This is a genomic window from Porphyromonas sp. KLE 1280 (genome assembly GCF_000700805.1).
In the GTDB taxonomy this organism is placed as follows: domain Bacteria; phylum Bacteroidota; class Bacteroidia; order Bacteroidales; family Porphyromonadaceae; genus Porphyromonas; species Porphyromonas pasteri.
Map to the genome: position 1 here is coordinate 592,825 of NZ_KL362962.1, position 18,251 is coordinate 611,075.

Consider the following 18,251-nt stretch of genomic DNA (forward strand, 5'->3'; position numbering starts at 1 on the left):
CGCCGCCTATTTAGAAAGCTCTGCGAAGTCAAGGCAGATCCCAAGCAAAGAGCCTCCACATAAAAGAGCTTCGCGCCCCACATCCCCCGAAGGAGATCTGGAGCGCGAAGGCCTATAGCAGTGTGTAGTATGTCGGTGATCCCTTAGCCAAGGAAGCTCAGGAGGATACCAGCTGCGACAGCTGACCCGATAACCCCGGCGACGTTAGGCCCCATGGCGTGCATGAGGAGGTAGTTCGTGGGGTCGTATTCCAGACCAAGCGTCTGAGAGATACGTGCGGAGTCAGGCACAGCAGAGACACCAGCATTCCCGATGAGAGGATTGATCTTGTTCTCTGGCTTGAGGAAGACGTTGAAAAACTTGACGAAGAGGACACCGCTCACCGTAGCTACGACGAAGGAGAATGCCCCAAGTCCGAAGATCAATACCGAGCTACCCGTGAGGAATTCCGTGGCCTGGGTCGAAGCACCTACCGTGACACCGAGGAGGATCGTGATCGTATCGATCAGCGGTCCCTTAGCAGTGTCAGCAAGACGCTTCGTGACTCCACTCTCGCGAAGGAGATTACCAAAGAAGAGCATCCCTAAGAGGGGCAGTGCAGGCGGTACGAGCATCGTCGTCAAGAGAAGCCCAGCGATAGGAAAGATGATCTTCTCCGTCTGAGAGACCTGACGAGGGCGCTTCATACGCATTACACGCTCCTTCTTCGTCGTCAGAAGACGCATGAAGGGAGGCTGGATCACGGGCACCAGAGCCATGTAGGAGTAAGCCGACACAGCGATAGCACCGAGGAGATGAGGAGCCAAGCGGTTCGAGAGGAAGATAGCCGTCGGGCCATCTGCTCCACCGATGATACCAATAGCCCCTGCTTCAGTTGGCGTAAAGCCCAGCTGCAGAGCCGTCATGTAAGCTGCAAAGATACCGAACTGTGCAGCCGCTCCGACGAGCATGAGCTTGGGGTTAGAGATAAGAGCCGTGAAGTCTGTCATCGCACCGATCCCGAGGAAGATCAAGGGCGGATACCACCCCTGTAGCACCCCTTGGTGAAGGATGTTCAGTACAGAGCCTTTCTCGTAGATACCGACCTGCAGCCCATTGAGCATAGGTATGTTCCCGATGAGCATACCGAAGCCAATAGGGATGAGCAGCATTGGCTCAAACTCATATCTGATAGCTAAGAAGATGAAGAGCAGACCGACCAGGATCATGATCAGGTGCCCAGGAGTGGCATTAGCTACCCCAGTGAAGGAGTAGAAGGTCTCCAGATTCTCAGCTAAGAAGCCCCAGAAGGAGGACATAAGACTATCCGATGATTACGATATCAGAGCCTTCGAGGATGTTATCCCCCTTAGAGACCTTGATGGCAGTGATGACACCATCGCACTCAGCGTTGATGTTGTTCTCCATCTTCATTGCCTCGAGGATAGCCACCGTCTGACCAGCCTTTACCTGATCGCCTACAGCGACCTTGATGTCGAGGATGACACCGGGCAGAGGAGACTGGACAGCCGTACCCTTACCTGCGGGAGCTGCGGGTTCGGCAGCAGGAGCAGCGGGTGCGATAGGCTGAGGAGCGGGTGCAGGAGCGGCGGGTGCTGCGGCAGGAGCAGGTGCGGGAGTCGCAGCAGGCTTAGCTGCTGGACGTGGAGCAGGTGCGGTGTAGCCTTCGGTGAGGATATCTACCTGGTAGGAGACACCATTTACTTCTACGGCAGCCTTGTCGCCTTCGAGATCGATGATAGCGACACTGTACTCGTTGCCATTGATCTTATACTTGTACTCTTTCATTGTGGATAGGGAGTTGAATGTGATTGCTTATTATAGTTGCGTGAGGATAGGAAGCTGGCGCATCGTCAGAGCCTTGGAGGCCCAGGGAGATGGAGCCGTACGCTTATAGGTGAGCACCAGAGACTCTTGGTCGTGGAGGTGCTTACCCAGCTCTTCGTGCAGCGCATACGAGATAGCGACGAAGACTTCCTTGAGATTGGGTTCCTGCGACATATTTCTTGTGAGGATAGCTTGTTTATCGTTTGAGGGCCGGAGTCTGCTGGACATGCGCGTTCCACATCGTGGGACGGTGGCGTATCGTCAGGACGTAGCTTTCGTGATCGTGCTGCGTCTCGAGCTCAGAGCGAAGAGCCATCGCAATAACGGCGGCGACTTCATCAGGCTTCCCCGCGGCACTCTGGAGAGCCAGTGAGATGGCTACCAGAGCTTCTGCGGAGGGTTTACCTGTAGAGCTCGCTGCGGGCGCCTTCTGAGTATCGGGCTTCTCGACCTTCGGAGCATTTCTCCTCTGGAAGAATATCCCGATGCATCGGAAGATAAGCACCAGCATCAGCAGCGCGAGGAAGACGACGAGCACAGCCGTGAAGGTCATGATACCTCCAGCAGGGTCGCGCTCGGCGAGTCTTTGGACTTTCTCGGAGAGCTGAGGATGGTCTTGAGCCCATGCCACCATCGGTGCTGCCGCAAGCGACAGCCCGAGGGTTAGCTGGTATAGTTTGCGAGCGAGATTCATAGCGTGTAGCTTGATGGACTATGAATGGCCAAGACAAGCCTGCTTAGAGAGGCAGGTTGTCGTGCTTCTTCGCAGGATTGATCTGCTTCTTGGTGCGGAGCTGCTCAAGAGCGCGGATGATACGGAAGCGCGTGTTGCGAGGCTCGATGACGTCATCCATATAGCCGTAAGAAGCGGCATTGTATGGGTTGGCGAAGGCCTTGCGGTATTCTTCTTCCTTCTCAGCAGCAGCCTGTGCAGGATCTTCTGCAGCAGCTACCTCCTTAGCGAAGATTACTTCGACAGCACCCGTGGGACCCATAACAGCGATTTCTGCTGAAGGCCATGCAAGGTTGATGTCGGAGCGCAGGTGCTTAGAGCTCATCACGATGTAAGCACCACCATAAGCCTTACGCAGCGTGACGGTGATCTTGGGCACCGTAGCTTCACCATAAGCGTAGAGGAGCTTAGCACCATGGACGATAACCCCGTTGTATTCCTGACCCGTACCTGGGAGGAAGCCTGGGACGTCTACGAGGGTAACAAGAGGGATGTTGAAGGCGTCACAGAAGCGGACGAAGCGAGCAGCCTTACGAGAAGCATTGCTGTCAAGGGCACCTGCCATGACCATAGGCTGGTTAGCGACGATACCGACGCTCTGACCGTTGAAGCGAGCGAAGCCGATGATGATGTTCTTAGCCCAGTCACGGTGTACTTCGAGGAACTCACCATTGTCGACGATCGTACCGATGACATCGTACATGTTGTAGCCCTTGTTAGGCTGGTCGGGAATGATCGTGTTGAGGACATCGTCGACGCGGTCTACTACGTCCGTGGGCTCTACGCAAGGAGCATCCTCCATGTTGTTCTGGGGGATGAAGGAGAGCAGGTGACGGATCAGGCGGATACCTTCCTCTTCATTATCTACAGCGAAGTGAGCGACACCACTCTTGGAGGCATGTACGCTGGCACCACCGAGCTGCTCCTGGGTAACGTCTTCACCTGTGACAGTCTTAACGACCTTGGGACCAGTGAGGAACATGTAGCTCGTACCCTTGCTCATGATGTTGAAGTCAGTAAGAGCAGGCGAGTAAACCGCACCACCGGCGCAAGGACCGAAGATAGCAGAGATCTGGGGGATCACACCCGAAGCCAGGATGTTGTTCTGGAAGATGTCACCATAGCCACTGAGAGCGTTGATACCTTCCTGAATACGGGCACCACCCGAGTCGTTAAGGCCGATGACAGGAGCACCCATCTTCATAGCGAGCTCCATGACCTTACAGATCTTCGAAGCCAGCATTTCGGAGAGTGCACCACCAAAGACGGTGAAGTCCTGTGCGAAGACATAGACCAGACGACCGTCGATCGTACCGGAACCGGTGACGACACCGTCACCGAGGAACTTCGTCTTGTCGATACCGAAGTTCGTCGAGCGGTGCAGGACGAAGGTGTCGATTTCGTCGAAGCTACCTTCGTCAAGAAGGAGGGCGATACGCTCGCGAGCGGTGAACTTACCCTTCTGGTGCTGGCTGTCGATACGCTTCTGACCGCCACCGATGTGGGCCTTAGCGCGGAGCTCAATAAGCTCCTTGATTTTCTCTAATTGGACACTCATATTGATTGCTGTTAGTAGATACTGTCGTTATTATAGGAGAGAGATTAATTAGAATGGGATAATAGAGGAGATCACGTAAGCGGACTTCCGCTCTGGACTCTTCTATTATCCCATTCTTCGGTCAATTACTTGACGTCTCTGTGGTCACACAGCTCGGTGAGGACACCGATCGTGCTCTTGGGGTGGAGGAAGCCGATGTTCAGACCTTCAGCCCCCTTACGAGACTGCTTGTCGATCAGCTGGACACCCTTATCAGCGAGCTCTTGCAGCGCTTCGTCAGCGTTAGGCACAGCGAAAGCGATGTGGTGGATACCTTCCCCACGCTTCTCGATGAACTTTGCGATGGTGCTTTCGGGAGAGGTAGCTTCGAGCAGTTCGATCTTCGTCTGACCGACCTTGAAGAAGGCCGTCTTAACCTTCTGGTCTGCTACTTCTTCGATGTTGTAGCACTTCAGACCGAGGATGCCTTCATAATAAGGCAGAGATGCTTCGATACTCTTTACGGCGATGCCAAGATGCTCGATGTGTGAGAGGTTCATAGCTTTTCTATCTTGCTTTGAGTTGATATGATTAGGGCAGGAGGACGGTCCTCTACCCCGTAACTTCTGTACTGCAAATGTAACAATAATCGCCTTCATACCCTAACTCTACGGCAACCTCTTAAATATTCGCAGATTAGGCCCATTAAATAAGGCGGATCATCCACCTACAAGCCCCTCCTTTAGTCCCATATCAGCCTACCCGAATCTCACCAAACCACCGAGCATCAAGGTACTCTTGCGACGCTCTATCAATCAACTGATTAGTCACCCCATCAAACGAAGTAGTACTGGTTGATATTACCCCTTCAAGACCATTGCACAAGGCCATCTCTTCACAGCTTGCACTTTCCTCCTTCGAACTTCTCAGCCTAAAGCCTCCGATTTCCGAGGAAGAAGGTACGAGTAATGAAGATGTAGGCTTGAGCAATGGTCTCAATAGGTATATGGATGCGTGGGGTAGAGCTATATAGCTTTGTGAAGTGACCTCCATTAGGTTATTGCTCTGCGTAGGGATAAAAGTTGCGGACGAGTGGCAGATAAGTTTAGACTACGTACGTGGCTCTAATATCTACGTACGTGGATATTTGGACTGATGTACCTGGTCTTTAAGACTACGTGCAGAGATAGAGAAAAACCACTACGTGAAGGCACTTTTTCTTCGCAAGAACAGCTCTTTTTCCTCCGCTGGATAAGAGGAATACGCGCGATAATGCGAAGGGCTTGCGTACCACTTCGGAGAAGCATATCGGGGAGCTGGGCGTGCGATGCCTTAGCTGAATAAATAGAGGGCAGGACTCTATGCAATAGCCTCCCTTCGCGAAAATCTGGTACATAGGCCTCTTGGCAGGGGAGCTAAAAGCGCCCAGCAGTGAGTCGTAAGAGTATCCGATTAGGGAGGCACATTACGACCCACTGCTGGGAACATTGGGAGGGAGGGAGGCGAGGATAACTATATTGTACATCCCCCACCCTATATATATTACGGTATAGCTCTATCCGAAGATGAAGGATTACTTCATACCGAGCGTCAATAAGAGGAAGGCGTACTCAAAGGCGGTATCTCGGATACCATCATAGCGTCCCGTAGCTCCACCATGCCCCGAATCCATATTCATCTTCAAGAGAAGGAGGTGATCATCCGTCTTGAGACGACGGAGCTTCGCTACATACTTCGTGGGCTCATGAAAGAGTACCTGCGAGTCATTGAGCCCACCTGTGACCAAGAGATGCGGATAGCTCTGTGCCGAGATGTTGTCATAGGGCGAATAGCTGAGCATATAGTCGAAGTACTCAGGGTCATTGGGATTCCCCCACTCTTCGTACTCTCCTGTAGTGAGCGGGAGGGACTCATCAAGCATCGTCGTCGCTACATCAACGAATGGTACAGCTGCTATCATCGCATGGAAGAGGTCGGGGCGACTATTTGCCACAGCACCTATCAGCAGACCGCCGGCACTCCCTCCTTCAGCCATCAAGCGCTCAGGAGAGGTATAGCCCTCAGCGATGAGGGTCTCTGCACAAGCGATAAAGTCGGTGAAGGTATTCTTCTTCTTGAGGAACTTCCCGTCTTCATACCACTGCTCCCCAAGGTCACTTCCCCCACGCACCAGAGCTTGGGCATAGACGAATCCTCGGTCAACAAGGCTCAAGACCGAGACGCTGAAGTGTGCATCGAGCGTCACTCCATAGCTCCCATAGCCATAGAGCAAGGCGGGGGCTGAGCCGTCACGCTGGAGTCCCTTGCGATAGAGCAGCGTCATCGGCACACGCACACCATCGGGAGCTGTAGCCCAAAGGCGCTCTACGGTATAGTCCTCGGGGCTAAAGCCTCCACCGACCTCCTGCTGCTTGAGGAGACGACTCTCCCGCTGCTCCATATCATATTCGTAGAGTGAAGCGGGACGATTTGGGGATGAGTAGCTATAGCGTATCGTCGTAGCTTCGTAGGTGGAATTCCCCTTGAGGCTGATGGTATAGACAGGTTCGGGGAAGTGAATTGACCCACACGGCTCCCCTACGATAGAGAGGATACGAATCTGAGTGAGACCATCTTGACGCTCCTCAAGTGCCACATGGGAGGCATAGACACCGATACTATCGAGGCGTACCTCCGTACGGTGAGGGACGAAGAGCTTCCAAGCGCTACGGTCCTGCACCTTATCCTTATCGGTGACGTAGACCATCCCATTGAGAGAAGCCTTATCCTTATAGTAGATGAAGAACTTCTCACGGTGACTGAGTATGGAGTAGCGCACATCTTGCTCACGGGGAAGGAAGAGCTTTGGCTCACGATCCGATCCGTCCGAGGTGAGGTAGTATTCCTCGGTCGTCGTACTGCTCCCTGCCGTCAAGAAGATGTACTCGCGGGTCTTCGTCTCACTCACACTGCAGGAGAAGCGGACGTCCTGCTCTTCGTAGATGAGTGTAGGCTCAGCATCCGTAAGGCGCTGGGCGAAAGCCTTCGTCGAGCGAAGGGTCTCATCAATCAAGGTATAGTAGATCGTCTCGCTGTCCTCAGCCCAAGCCAGCGACGAAACTCCCGAGAGCATAAAGGCAAGGTCTTCGCCACGCTCGAGGTCGCGTATATGGAGGTCAAACTCCGCATACGATCCCGTCGTATTAGCAAAGTAGGCAGCAAGCTTATTATCGGGACTCACCGCATAGCCCGCGAAGATGTACGCATCATATCCTTCGGCAAGGGTATTGACATCGAAGAGCAGTTCCCCACCCTCGATCGCCGTAGGGCACTGCCCATAGCGCTCTACAAAGTCAGCCTCAGAGACGCGGTAATACGAAGGGTATTGCTTCCCCTTCTCAGTGCGAGCATAGTAATAGTAGCCACGGCGTAGCGTCGGATAACTCTGATCATCCTCCTTGATTCGCCCTACGATCTCCTTAAATATCTGCTCCTCTGTCTCATGCATTGAGGCCATGACCTCAGTGGTATAGGCATTCTCTGCACGGAGATACTCAAGCACACGCGGATCTTCTTTATCCCGCATGTAGTAGAAGGGGTCAATACGTTCGCGCCCCAAATGAGTCAAGCATTCGTCTTGAACTTCAGCACGTGGAGGGGTAAGTGTAGGCAAGGATGATTGAGTAAAATCCATCTGTTGGATAGCAATAAGTGATAGGAAATTGGGTAAATAAAAGAGCTAAGCCTGCAGGCTATCCCGCAGGACAAGTAGAGCTTCGGGACCCATCTCAAAGAGAAGATCCAAGATACTTAGGTCTTCTATAAAGCCCATGCGCTCCAGATGAAGCTGATAATATGGGCGTAGCTGAACTCCAGGCAATGGAGCAGCCTGCTTCGGACTCAGCGTATAGCGAAGATCGCAACACTCGGACGTAGCCTCAGGCGACTGAGGGGGCAGGAAGTCCATAGTCGTACTCCAGTCAAGGTCAAGCTGTAGCTGAGCGAGGAGCATCTGCAGTAGCTCCGCGTTGAAGTCCCACAGATAAGTATAGCGCCGCTCATAGAAGGGCATCAGCTCATCTGCATAGAACTCGAAGAACGGACTTGCCCCATAAGCCGTGCGCAGTGCCTGCGCATGCAGGTGCCGCCACTCCCCATGATCCGAGATACGCACCTCGCGTATCGGAGTCTTCGTCCCGGCGGGAAGCTCGACTGGTATCGTGAGGGACTGCACGCCATTCGGCCCCAGGATACGGCAACGATTACGATAGCTCTGCTTGATGTAGTGCTCGCACCCCTCGAGTGCAATAGTACCAGCTGCGTGCTCATAGAGCTTCACAAAATAGCTAACAGGTGGCGCGTAGGCCGTAGCGAGGAGTAGCGTGGGTAGGCTCTCCATCATAGGGCAAAGAGGATAACGCCCTCGATAGCATCCGCAGGGAGGATACCCAGATGGCGGGAGTCAGGCGCAACGCTCGTATCGTCGGTGAGTACCCAGTAGTAATCCCGACGGAAGGTGTGATAAGGGTTGGAGGCGAGTGCAGTGAGCCAATCCTTAGGAGCCAGTCCGTGCAGAGCGATCTCGCCACGCGCAGCAGCAAAGAGTCGCTGCTCCTCGACGAGGGCGGCACGATAGGCAACAAGATTGGTGGAGGTCAGGGGGTAGACGCCACCTTCACGGGGTAAGCGTAGTGCATACTGCTCCCGAGCATCTCGTGGATGACGGTAGTCAGACACCGCAACACCATTCACAAAGAGCTGACCAGAGCGCACCTCAAGGCTATCTCCTGGCAGGGCGACTACACGGGCCACCATCAGACTCTGAGCTGAGGTAGAGGTGTCCGCTCTCTCCGTATGAAAGAGGATGAGTGAGCCTCGATCGGGGCTCTGCGTGCAACGAGCCAATGCCCATGCTCCAAGGCGTAAGGCGGGCGCCTGGGCGGTCGTCATCACACGAAAGGGGGTAAAGAAGAATATACGGAGCACTACCACCAGGGCAATAAGCCCCAGCGGTAGTGCTCCGTAGCGTACGAAGGATGAGCTGACGATCTGATCCTTACTTATCATGAATCAGACGCATCATCCGTGACCAGCGGATACCTCCATTCGTCAGCGGACGCTCACTATTGAGCGAGAGCCAGAGGAAGGCGGGCTTACCTACGATATGGTCTTCGGGAACGAAGCCCCAGTAGCGGCTGTCGGCCGACATATCGCGGTTGTCTCCGAGCATAAAGTAGTAGTCCTGCTGGAAGGTATAGGTCGTACTGGGCTTCCCGTCAATGAGTACCGTCCCGTCGGGCTGCACCTCGAGGCGATGCCCTTCGTAGTTGCGGATACAGCGATGGTAGAGCGCTACAGCTGTGGGGTTAAGGACGATCTTCAGCCCACGACGAGGAATGAGGAGCGGGCCATAGTTATCCTTCGTCCAAGGCGTCTTGAAGTCCACAGGATATACACCCGTCGAGTTCTGAGGCTGGGCTACGTCAACAGCGATAGCGCGGACATAAGGTTCAGCCTTGAGACGAGTCTTCATCTCCTCCGTCAGGGGGAGGTAGTAGATAGCACCATAATGCCCCTCCGCATCGGTGGGCTGGAAGGAAAGTCCCGCATAGCGCAGGTAGCCGTCAATAGTCCCCGTCTCAGAGGAAGGCTGATAGGTACGCTGGTCGTAGATCAGCTGCACATCACGGTCGTTGATCTCGAGATCATCTAAGATCTCCTGAGGCAGAGCACTACCATCCGTCTGGAGGAAGTAGTTGTACTGCATCTTCTCGGGGTTGGCAATAGCCTTACCATCGATATAGACCTGCTTATTACGGATCTCGAAGCGCTCTCCAGGGAGACCGATACAGCGCTTGACATAGTGGTCACGACGATCCACGGGGCGGTAGACGATCTCACCGAACTGAGCTCGATCACTCCACACGGCATCGCGACCATAAGTAGCACACAGCGTGTAGTAATCAGGGTTAGGCATATTGAGCGCCACCGTATCCCCTGCGGGGAAGTTAAAGACGACGAGGTCATTACGCTCAACCTTCCCGAAGCCCTTGAGGCGACGATAAGGGAGCGAAGGCTCATCGAGATAGGACTTATGCCCGAGAATGGTATTGTGCGCTAAGGGGAAGGCCACGGGCGTCATCGGCACACGAGGGCCATAGCTCAGCTTATTGACGAAGAGATAATCACCGATGAGGAGCGTCTTCTCCAGTGAAGAGGAGGGGATGGCAAAGTTCTGGAAGAAGTAGGTGAAGATGATCGACACGGTGAAGACCACGAAGATGATATCCTCGACCAGACCGCCAAGGAGTCGCACAGTGGGATTGGGGTGCTCACGCAGATAACGCCAATTGATCCATCGCGTAAAGTAGAAGTCGATGAGGAGAGGCAGGAGAATCAGCCACCACCAGCTTGCCCAGCAGGCAAAGGCGATGAGAAAAAGGATCAGAATCCCGCCCTTGATATGGCGCCATATGCGCTGTCCTGGAGTCAGGCCAGCTATCGGATGCGATTTCATTCGGTGCTCTTATATATAATTATGGTGTATAAGTATCAGGTAAGAGTGGGTGCTTAGCGAAGCTGAAGGAGGTCATCCATCGTCAGCCAACCGCGATGCGTGTAGGCGTATTCAGCTGCCAACACCGCTCCAAGAGCAAAGCCCTGACGCCCAAATGCCTCATGAGTCAGGACGATGCGATCAACCTCTGAGGTATAGGTCACCGTATGTATCCCTGGGACTTCGCCCTCACGATGTGCGATGATAGGTAGGATACCTGGCTCGGGCTTATCCGTCAGCTCCCATCCATGGAGCTCGGGACGTCCTGCGAGGATGGTCTCAGCCAGCGTGATCGCCGTGCCACTGGGGGCATCAAGCTTATGGATATGGTGCGTCTCATCGAGACTTAGGCGATAGCCAGGAGCAGCCTGCATGAGCTCAGCTACACGGCGATTGATCTGAAGGAAGAGCTGGACGCCGATGCTGTAGTTGGAGGACCAAAAGAGCGTCCCCTCACCCGCCTCACAGCGCTCACGCAGCTCGGGCAGCTTATCCGCCCACCCCGTCGTACCAGAGACTACGGGTACTCCGCGGTCGATAGCTCGGCGACAGTTGTCATAAGCCATCGCAGGAGCTGTGAACTCGATAGCGACATCAGCCGCAGCGAAGCGGGGATCATCGAAGAGGTGCTCCTCGTCGCGGTCAATAGTCAGCACGATCTCATGCCCTCGTGCACGGGCTATTTCTTCTATGACGTGACCCATCTTGCCGTAGCCGATGAGTACGATCTTCAGTGCTTGCATTTGTTAGTCTCCTTGCTCGATCTTTTCTTTAGGGGTATTATTCATAACGGCACGTCGTGGAATATCCGAATCCTCTCTTTCGCGAATACAGGAAGAGGTTATCACTATCATGGCCAAAATCAGAACCACTGATCCAAAGCTTAGTCTTTCTCTCATTACTGTTTACTTATTAAGTTAGAACACTTCAATTAATAAAAGCGTGCAGTAACGACTTTCACTACGGCACAATTCTTCACGCAAAGTTACAGAAAAGGGGGCATTAGCTCGCCAGCTTGGACTTTCTCTTTAAGATCATAGAAGTTCCTTATGACTAATAGCACATTGATGGTGGTAGGTTGTCTTACCCTAATAGGAGGCTTATTTCACCGATTACGCGGGGGGACCGTATGAACCCATATGAGTTGCTGGGTGAACCTATATGAATACGTGGGTAGAGCTATATAGGATGGCGAAGAAAGCTATATAGCTTTGGACTGATTCCGTATAGCTTTGCGAAGTGACCTATCTGTAGGTTGTTGCTCTACGTAGGGAGAAAAGTTGCGGACGAGTGGCTGATAAGCTTGATCTACGTACGTGGATCTAATATCTACGTAGGTGGATATTTGGATTTACGTGCCTGGTCTTTAAGACTACGTGCGTAGACAGAGAAAAACCACTACGTGAAGGCGCATTTTTCTTTGCAAGAAGGACACTTTTCTCTCCGCTGGATAAGAGGAATACGCGCGATACAGAGAAGGGCTTGTGCAGCACTTCGTAGAGGCATATCGGGGAGTTGGGCGTGCGATACCATAGCACAACAAATAGCGGGCGGGACTCTCTGCAACAGGCTCACAGTCATTTCATCCCCTCTTCTATTCCAACGATCCGATGGAGCTTTGTGCCCCCGTATCACGATATGATAGGAGGCACCCCAACCATAGGTATATACCATTCGCAAGGCATCCTTCACTCGTGTGAGAAAACCTTCGGTAAGAAAAGGGTGTGCGGGCATTAAAAGCGGGAATGCAGTCGCAACATTTTGAAGCAAATAACGTACCTTTGCGTGTTCATTAAAGACAAGTCAACTACCTATAGATGGAATATAACTTTAGAGCTATCGAAGCACGCTGGCAAGCGTACTGGCGAGCAGAAGACGTATATCGTGTCACGGAAGATCCCAGCCGCCCCCCTTATTACGTCCTGGACATGTTCCCCTACCCCTCGGGAGCAGGCCTGCATGTCGGTCACCCATTAGGCTATATCGCCTCGGACATCTTCGCCCGCTACAAGCGACTTCGTGGCTTCAACGTACTCCATCCCATGGGTTACGATGCCTTCGGGCTTCCCGCTGAGCAGTACGCTATTCAGACGGGTCAGCACCCAGAGGTAACGACTACGGAGAATATCCGTCGCTACCGTGAGCAGCTGGATCAGATTGGCTTCAGCTTTGACTGGTCACGCGAAGTACGGACCTCCGATCCCGAGTACTATAAGTGGACGCAGTGGGTCTTCATCAAGCTCTTCCACTCCTATTATAATAATGCTACAGGCAAGGCTGCTCCTATCTCCGAGCTCATCGCCCACTTCGAGGTCGAAGGGACTAAGGGGATCAATGTAGCCGAAAGCGAAGCGCTCTCCTTCACCGCCGAAGAATGGCGTAGCTGGGATAAAAAGAAGCAGATGCAGACCCTGATGAACTATCGTCTGGCATATCTCGGTGAGACGATGGTCAACTGGTGTGCTGCTCTCGGCACCGTACTGGCCAACGACGAAGTCCACGATGGAGTGAGCGAACGCGGAGGCCACCCCGTAGAGCAGAAGAAGATGCAGCAGTGGTGTCTGCGCGTCTCGGCCTATGCGGGTCGCCTACTCGACAGCCTCAACGACCTCGAGTGGAGTGAATCCCTCAAGGAGTCACAACGCAACTGGATCGGCAAGAGTGAAGGTGCCGAAGTACGCTTCCCTCTCAAGGGTGGCGATGGAGCAGAGCTCACCGTCTTTACTACGCGTGTCGACACCATCTATGGGGTTACCTTCATGGTCTTAGCTCCCGAGAGTGACTATGTACCTATGGTCACCACTGCCGAGCAGCAGGCTGCCGTAGACGAATACCTCGCAGCTACCCGACGCCGCACCGAGCGTGACCGTCTCTCTGACCGTCGCGTCTCTGGGGTCTTCTCTGGCTCCTATGCGACTAATCCGCTGACAGGCGAAGCGATCCCCATCTGGATCAGTGACTACGTCTTAGCTGGCTATGGGACGGGAGCCGTCATGGCCGTACCCGCTCACGACAGCCGAGACTTTGCCTTCGCTCGTCACTTCGGCCTGCCTATCATTCAGGTTGTCGTCCCCGAAGGCGAAGAAGCTACCGATCCTGCGACTTGGGAGGAATCCAAGGATAGCAAGAGCGGTGTACTCATCAACTCAGGTATCATCTCTGGTCTCTCCGTCACGGATGCCATCGCCAAGATGAAGGCACACGTCAAGAGCGAAGGGCTGGGACAGGTCAAGACGAACTATCGTCTGCGTGATGCTATCTTCAGCCGCCAGCGCTACTGGGGCGAGCCCTTCCCCATCTATTATGATGCCGAGGGGACAGCCCATACCATCAGCGAAGATGAACTGCCCCTCTGCCTCCCCGAGGTAGATAAGTTCCTCCCCACCTCCGATGGTCAGCCCCCTCTTGGTCGTGCTAAGGGTTGGCACACCGCCGAAGGCTTCCCCTACGAGCTAAGCACAATGCCAGGCTTCGCTGGTAGCTCGGCCTATTACCTCCGCTACATGGATCCGCACAATGACAAGGCACTTGTCGGTCGTGACAAGAATGCCTACTGGCGCCATGTAGACCTCTACGTCGGAGGTGCAGAGCATGCTACCGGTCACCTCATCTATAGCCGCTTCTGGAATAAGTTCGTCTATGACCTCGGCCTCGTCGTCGAAGACGAGCCCTTCCGTAAGCTGGTCAATCAGGGGATGATCCAGGGGCGCTCCAACTTCGTCTACCGCGTCAAGGACACGAATACCTTCGTCTCCCTCGGCCTCAAGGATCAGTACGACACGACCCCCATCCACGTGGATGTGAATATCGTCTACAACGACCAGCTCGATCTCGAAGCCTTCCGTGCTTGGCGCCCCGAGTACGCTACGGCTGACTTCATCCTCGAGGATGGCAAGTACATCTGCGGATGGGCCGTCGAGAAGATGAGCAAGTCGATGTACAATGTCGTCAACCCCGATATGATCGTCGAGCGCTATGGTGCCGACACGCTCCGTCTGTACGAGATGTTCCTTGGTCCTCTTGAGCAGAGTAAACCCTGGGACACCAATGGTATCGACGGCGTACACCGCTTCCTCCGCAAGCTGTGGGGGCTGTACTACTCTGCCGACGGCCTACGTGTCACTGACACACCCGCTACCAAGGAAGAACTCAAAAGCCTGCACAAGCTGATCCGCAAGGTGACGCAGGACGTTGAGCAGTTCTCCTTCAACACCTCCGTAGCTGCCTTCATGATCTGTATCAACGAGCTGCAGGGTCTGAAGACCGCTTCTCGCGAAGTACTCCAGCCTCTCCTCATCCTCCTCGCCCCCTTCGCTCCTCACATCGCCGAAGAGCTCTGGCATGCCATCGGCGAAGAGACGACCATCGTCGCTGCCCAGTGGCCCGAGTACGATGAGAAGCTCCTCGTCGAGGATAGCTTCAAGTACCCCGTGAGCTTCAATGGGAAGACACGCTTCACCATCGAGCTGCCACGTGAAGCGTCTCAGGATGAGATCCGCGAGGCCGTACTTTCGGCTGACGAAGCACAGAAGTGGCTCGAGGGCAAGACTCCTAAGAAGGTCATCATCGTCCCCGGCCGCATCATCAACATCGTATTATAGTAATCGCAATAGCTTAACCTCTACCAACCTCACTAACAAGTAGCAATGGCACAGAATCTCAATCTGCTGACGTTCCTCGGCCAGAAGTTCAAGGATCTCGTCCATGAACTCTCCCATCAAGCGGTCTCCAAGTACTTCTGGAAAGACCTTCTGATCGTGCTGATGGGGGTAGTCCTCTACACCGTAGGCTTCAGCTTCCTCATCTACCCGCAGCGTGTCACCACGGGGGGGCTCATGGGGATCTGTAACATCATCACGATCATCACAGGGATCAAGGTCGACATCCCGTACAATATCATCAACATCAGCCTCCTTGTCGTCGCCTTCCTCTTCCTGGACAAGAACTTCTTCATCAAGACCCTCATCGGGATCGGTCTCCTTGCTGTACTCGTGCCCATAGCTACGCGTACCGCTATCCCAGACCCACGTGTCGAAGAGCTGTGGCATCTGATGGTCCTCAAGGATCAGCCTCTGCTGGCTCTCATCCTCGGGTCCATGATGTGTGGTCTCGGGCTGGGGCTCATCTTCTCTGTGAATGGTAGCTCTGGGGGAACGGATGTCATCGTCGCACTCATCAGCAAGTACCGCAATATGTCCTTCGGGCGCATCTTCGTCGCAGTGGACGGTACGGTGGTACTCTTCTCTTACTTTGCCAACGTCTATCTGGCAGACATCAAGATCGACCCGCTGGTGGCCTTTGATAAGCTCGTCATGTCCTTCATCGAGGTCGTACTCTTGGCGATGACGATGGACTGGTACACGAGCGGCAACCGCCAGTCGGTGCAGTTCATGATCTTCAGCTCGAAGTATCAAGAGATCAATGATGCGATCACCTCTCGTCTGCGTCGTGGCTGTACCCTGCTCGAAGCTACGGGGGGCTACACGGGCCAGCCACAGAAGGTCCTCCTCGTCGTAGTACGCAAGCAGCAGTCTGTAGCTATCTCGCGCATCATCGAAGAGATTGACCCCAAGGCCTTCGTCTCCAATGGAGCTGTAAAGGGCGTCTATGGCGAAGGCTTCGAAAGCCTCAAGAAGATCAAGTAAGCCCGATCTCCCTATACCTTATAATATAAGCCCCACCCCATCAAGGCACAGAGCCGTAGGGGTGGGGCTTCATGTATCTGCCTATATCAGATAAGGTAGTGACACTATATATCCTTATCTTTGCGGGCATAACATAGTCACAAATAATACTACCACATCATGGCTATCATCCAAAGCGTATTAGATACAGACCTCTATAAGTTCACCACGAGCTATGCCTACTCCAAGCTCTACCCTCGAGCCTATGGGCAGTTCCGCTTCATCGACCGTGGAAAGACGACCTATCCTCAGGGCTTTGCCGAAGAGCTAAAGAAGGAAATCAAAGAGATGTCCAAGCTTGCCCTGACTAAGGACGAGGCGAGCTTCCTATATCGCGAACTCCCCTACCTCCCCCCGACGTACATTGACTTTGTACGAGGCTTCCGCTTTGATCCTGAAGAGGTAAAGGTGGAGCAGGATGCCGAGGGGCACCTGTCTATCATCGCCGAAGGGTTGCTCTATCGCGTCACGCTTTGGGAGACGCCTATCCTTGCCCTCGTGAGCGAGCTCTACTATAAGATGCTCAGTGCTCAGCCCGACATGGAATACACCGAGCGCACGATCATCAGCAAGGCTCGCAAGCTCGCTGAGCACGGCATCACCTTCTCGATGTTCGGCATGCGTCGCCGCTTCAGTGCTGCTATCGAAGACCGCGTGACGGAGCTTCTCAAGGAGCACGCTGCTGGCTACCTCTTCGGCACGAGCAACGTCTACTATGCTTATAAGCATGGCCTGCGTGTATCGGGGACGCATCCCCACGAGTGGATTCAGTTCCATGGCGCTATGTTCGGCTACAAGATGGCTAACTACATGGCTATGGAAGACTGGATCAATGTCTACGACGGAGACCTCGGTACAGTACTTACAGATACCTATACGACGGATGTCTTCATGCGAAACTTCAGTAAGAAGCACGCCATGCTCTTCACCAGCCTGCGCCACGACAGCGGGGATCCCCTCCAGTTCACGGAGAAAGTCATCGCTCGCTACCGTGAGCTGCGCGTAGACCCCACCATCAAGTACATCATCTTCTCTGATGGTCTCGATCCTGAGCGCGCTATCGAGATCGCCAACTATTGTAAGGGGCGTATCGGTGCCAGCTTCGGTATCGGCACGAACTTCTCCAATGACGTCGGCAATGGTGTCCGTCCTATGAACATCGTCATGAAGCTCTGGAAGTGCAAGATGACTGAGAAGGAGCGCTGGAATCCCTGCGTCAAGCTCAGCGACGTCGATGGCAAGCACACGGGTGAGCCAGAGGAGATCGAGCTCGCTCAGCGTACTCTCGGGCTGCCCGTACAGATATAGTACCTGTGGTTAGCTCACGGAGACGCGTCTGCCTCTACTTTGGCTCGTTCAATCCACTGCATCGTGCCCACCTACATCTGGCACAGTTTGCGCTGGATAGCCTGCCGTGCGATGAAGTATGGCTCGTGCTAAGCCCGCTCAATCCACTCAAGGACCGTGCATCACAGCTCCCCTTCGCTTGGCGAGCAGACTATATACGCCGTGCCATACACGGTGAGCCACGCCTACGACTGATCACGCTGGAGGAGCTACTGCCGCTACCCCACTATACGGTGCGGAGCATAAGAGCGCTACGCCTCCTCTATCCCGAATATGACTTCTCGCTCCTTATCGGGAGTGACAATCTCCGCCTCATAGACCGCTGGTATGACTACCAGCGGCTCTTGAGGATTATCCCCCTGCACGTCTATCCTCGCCCAGGCTATCCGCTGGAGGACATTGACCCTGCAGCCCTTCTCGAAGCGATGCTACATCTCCACCCCGAAGCTCCACAAATGGACTTGGCTGCGACCGAGCTACGTGAAGCTGCACTGAGTGGAGAAGACCGCAGCGCTGAGACAGCTGTCCCCGAGCTCTGGGAAGAGCTCCGAGCACAGCTTCTTTCCCTACAATCCTAATAAGTATCCC

General features: G+C 54.0%; 15 protein-coding genes. 4 read left to right on the top strand and 11 right to left on the bottom strand.

Annotated elements, in window-relative coordinates; all coding sequences use genetic code 11:
* Positions 1 to 143: 143 nt before the first annotated feature.
* The 11 genes from HMPREF1121_RS02300 to HMPREF1121_RS02350 all read right to left on the bottom strand — a co-directional run bounded on the left by HMPREF1121_RS02300 (position 144) and on the right by HMPREF1121_RS02350 (position 11,366).
* Positions 144 to 1,298, bottom strand: coding sequence for a sodium ion-translocating decarboxylase subunit beta (locus HMPREF1121_RS02300; RefSeq protein ID WP_044114472.1), 1,155 nt, complete (start codon positions 1,296 to 1,298; stop codon positions 144 to 146).
* 4 nt (positions 1,299 to 1,302) lie between these two features.
* The gene (locus HMPREF1121_RS02305; protein ID WP_044114473.1) at positions 1,303 to 1,788 is read right to left on the bottom strand and encodes an acyl-CoA carboxylase biotin carboxyl carrier protein subunit; all 486 of its coding nucleotides are present in this window, start codon (positions 1,786 to 1,788) and stop codon (positions 1,303 to 1,305) included.
* A 30-nt stretch (positions 1,789 to 1,818) separates the two neighbouring features.
* Positions 1,819 to 2,001, bottom strand: coding sequence for a hypothetical protein (locus HMPREF1121_RS02310; RefSeq protein WP_009433217.1), 183 nt, complete (start codon positions 1,999 to 2,001; stop codon positions 1,819 to 1,821).
* A 22-nt stretch (positions 2,002 to 2,023) separates the two neighbouring features.
* The gene (locus HMPREF1121_RS02315) at positions 2,024 to 2,521 is read right to left on the bottom strand and encodes an OadG family protein (RefSeq protein ID WP_232223720.1); all 498 of its coding nucleotides are present in this window, start codon (positions 2,519 to 2,521) and stop codon (positions 2,024 to 2,026) included.
* Between the two features lie 43 nt (positions 2,522 to 2,564).
* Positions 2,565 to 4,118 carry an acyl-CoA carboxylase subunit beta gene (locus tag HMPREF1121_RS02320; protein WP_009433026.1) on the bottom strand — a complete coding sequence of 518 codons (1,554 nt, stop codon included), beginning with the start codon at positions 4,116 to 4,118 and terminating at the stop codon, positions 2,565 to 2,567.
* Positions 4,119 to 4,243: 125 nt separating this feature from the next.
* Positions 4,244 to 4,657, bottom strand: coding sequence for a methylmalonyl-CoA epimerase (mce, locus tag HMPREF1121_RS02325; RefSeq protein WP_009433153.1), 414 nt, complete (start codon positions 4,655 to 4,657; stop codon positions 4,244 to 4,246).
* A gap of 1,013 nt (positions 4,658 to 5,670) precedes the next feature.
* Positions 5,671 to 7,770, bottom strand: a complete 2,100-nt coding sequence (locus HMPREF1121_RS02330) for a S9 family peptidase (RefSeq protein ID WP_156946031.1) — start codon at positions 7,768 to 7,770, stop codon at positions 5,671 to 5,673.
* A 45-nt stretch (positions 7,771 to 7,815) separates the two neighbouring features.
* Positions 7,816 to 8,478 carry a WbqC family protein gene (locus HMPREF1121_RS02335; RefSeq protein WP_009432974.1) on the bottom strand — a complete coding sequence of 221 codons (663 nt, stop codon included), beginning with the start codon at positions 8,476 to 8,478 and terminating at the stop codon, positions 7,816 to 7,818.
* Positions 8,475 to 9,143, bottom strand: coding sequence for a signal peptidase I (lepB, locus tag HMPREF1121_RS02340; protein WP_044114475.1), 669 nt, complete (start codon positions 9,141 to 9,143; stop codon positions 8,475 to 8,477). The genes HMPREF1121_RS02335 and lepB overlap by 4 nt, the downstream gene beginning before the upstream one ends.
* Positions 9,133 to 10,593, bottom strand: a complete 1,461-nt coding sequence (locus tag HMPREF1121_RS02345; protein WP_044114476.1) for a S26 family signal peptidase — start codon at positions 10,591 to 10,593, stop codon at positions 9,133 to 9,135. The genes lepB and HMPREF1121_RS02345 overlap by 11 nt, the downstream gene beginning before the upstream one ends.
* A gap of 53 nt (positions 10,594 to 10,646) precedes the next feature.
* Entirely contained in the window at positions 10,647 to 11,366 is a 720-nt protein-coding gene (locus HMPREF1121_RS02350) for a 4-hydroxy-tetrahydrodipicolinate reductase (protein WP_044114753.1), read from the bottom strand.
* A 1,083-nt stretch (positions 11,367 to 12,449) separates the two neighbouring features.
* On the opposite strand from HMPREF1121_RS02350, the gene leuS reads away from it, so the two are divergent.
* From leuS to HMPREF1121_RS02375, 4 genes are all read left to right on the top strand, one after another.
* On the top strand, positions 12,450 to 15,233 hold the full coding sequence (leuS, locus tag HMPREF1121_RS02360; protein WP_044114478.1) for a leucine--tRNA ligase: 2,784 nt from the start codon (positions 12,450 to 12,452) through the stop codon (positions 15,231 to 15,233).
* Positions 15,234 to 15,278: 45 nt separating this feature from the next.
* Complete coding sequence (locus HMPREF1121_RS02365; protein ID WP_052353554.1) at positions 15,279 to 16,277, top strand: YitT family protein; 999 nt, start codon at positions 15,279 to 15,281, stop codon at positions 16,275 to 16,277.
* 159 nt (positions 16,278 to 16,436) lie between these two features.
* Positions 16,437 to 17,624 (top strand): nicotinate phosphoribosyltransferase, encoded by a 1,188-nt coding sequence (gene pncB, locus HMPREF1121_RS02370; RefSeq protein WP_044114479.1) that lies wholly within the window; start codon positions 16,437 to 16,439, stop codon positions 17,622 to 17,624.
* A 5-nt stretch (positions 17,625 to 17,629) separates the two neighbouring features.
* The gene (locus HMPREF1121_RS02375) at positions 17,630 to 18,241 is read left to right on the top strand and encodes a nicotinate-nicotinamide nucleotide adenylyltransferase (protein ID WP_044114480.1); all 612 of its coding nucleotides are present in this window, start codon (positions 17,630 to 17,632) and stop codon (positions 18,239 to 18,241) included.
* Positions 18,242 to 18,251: the final 10 nt, after the last annotated feature.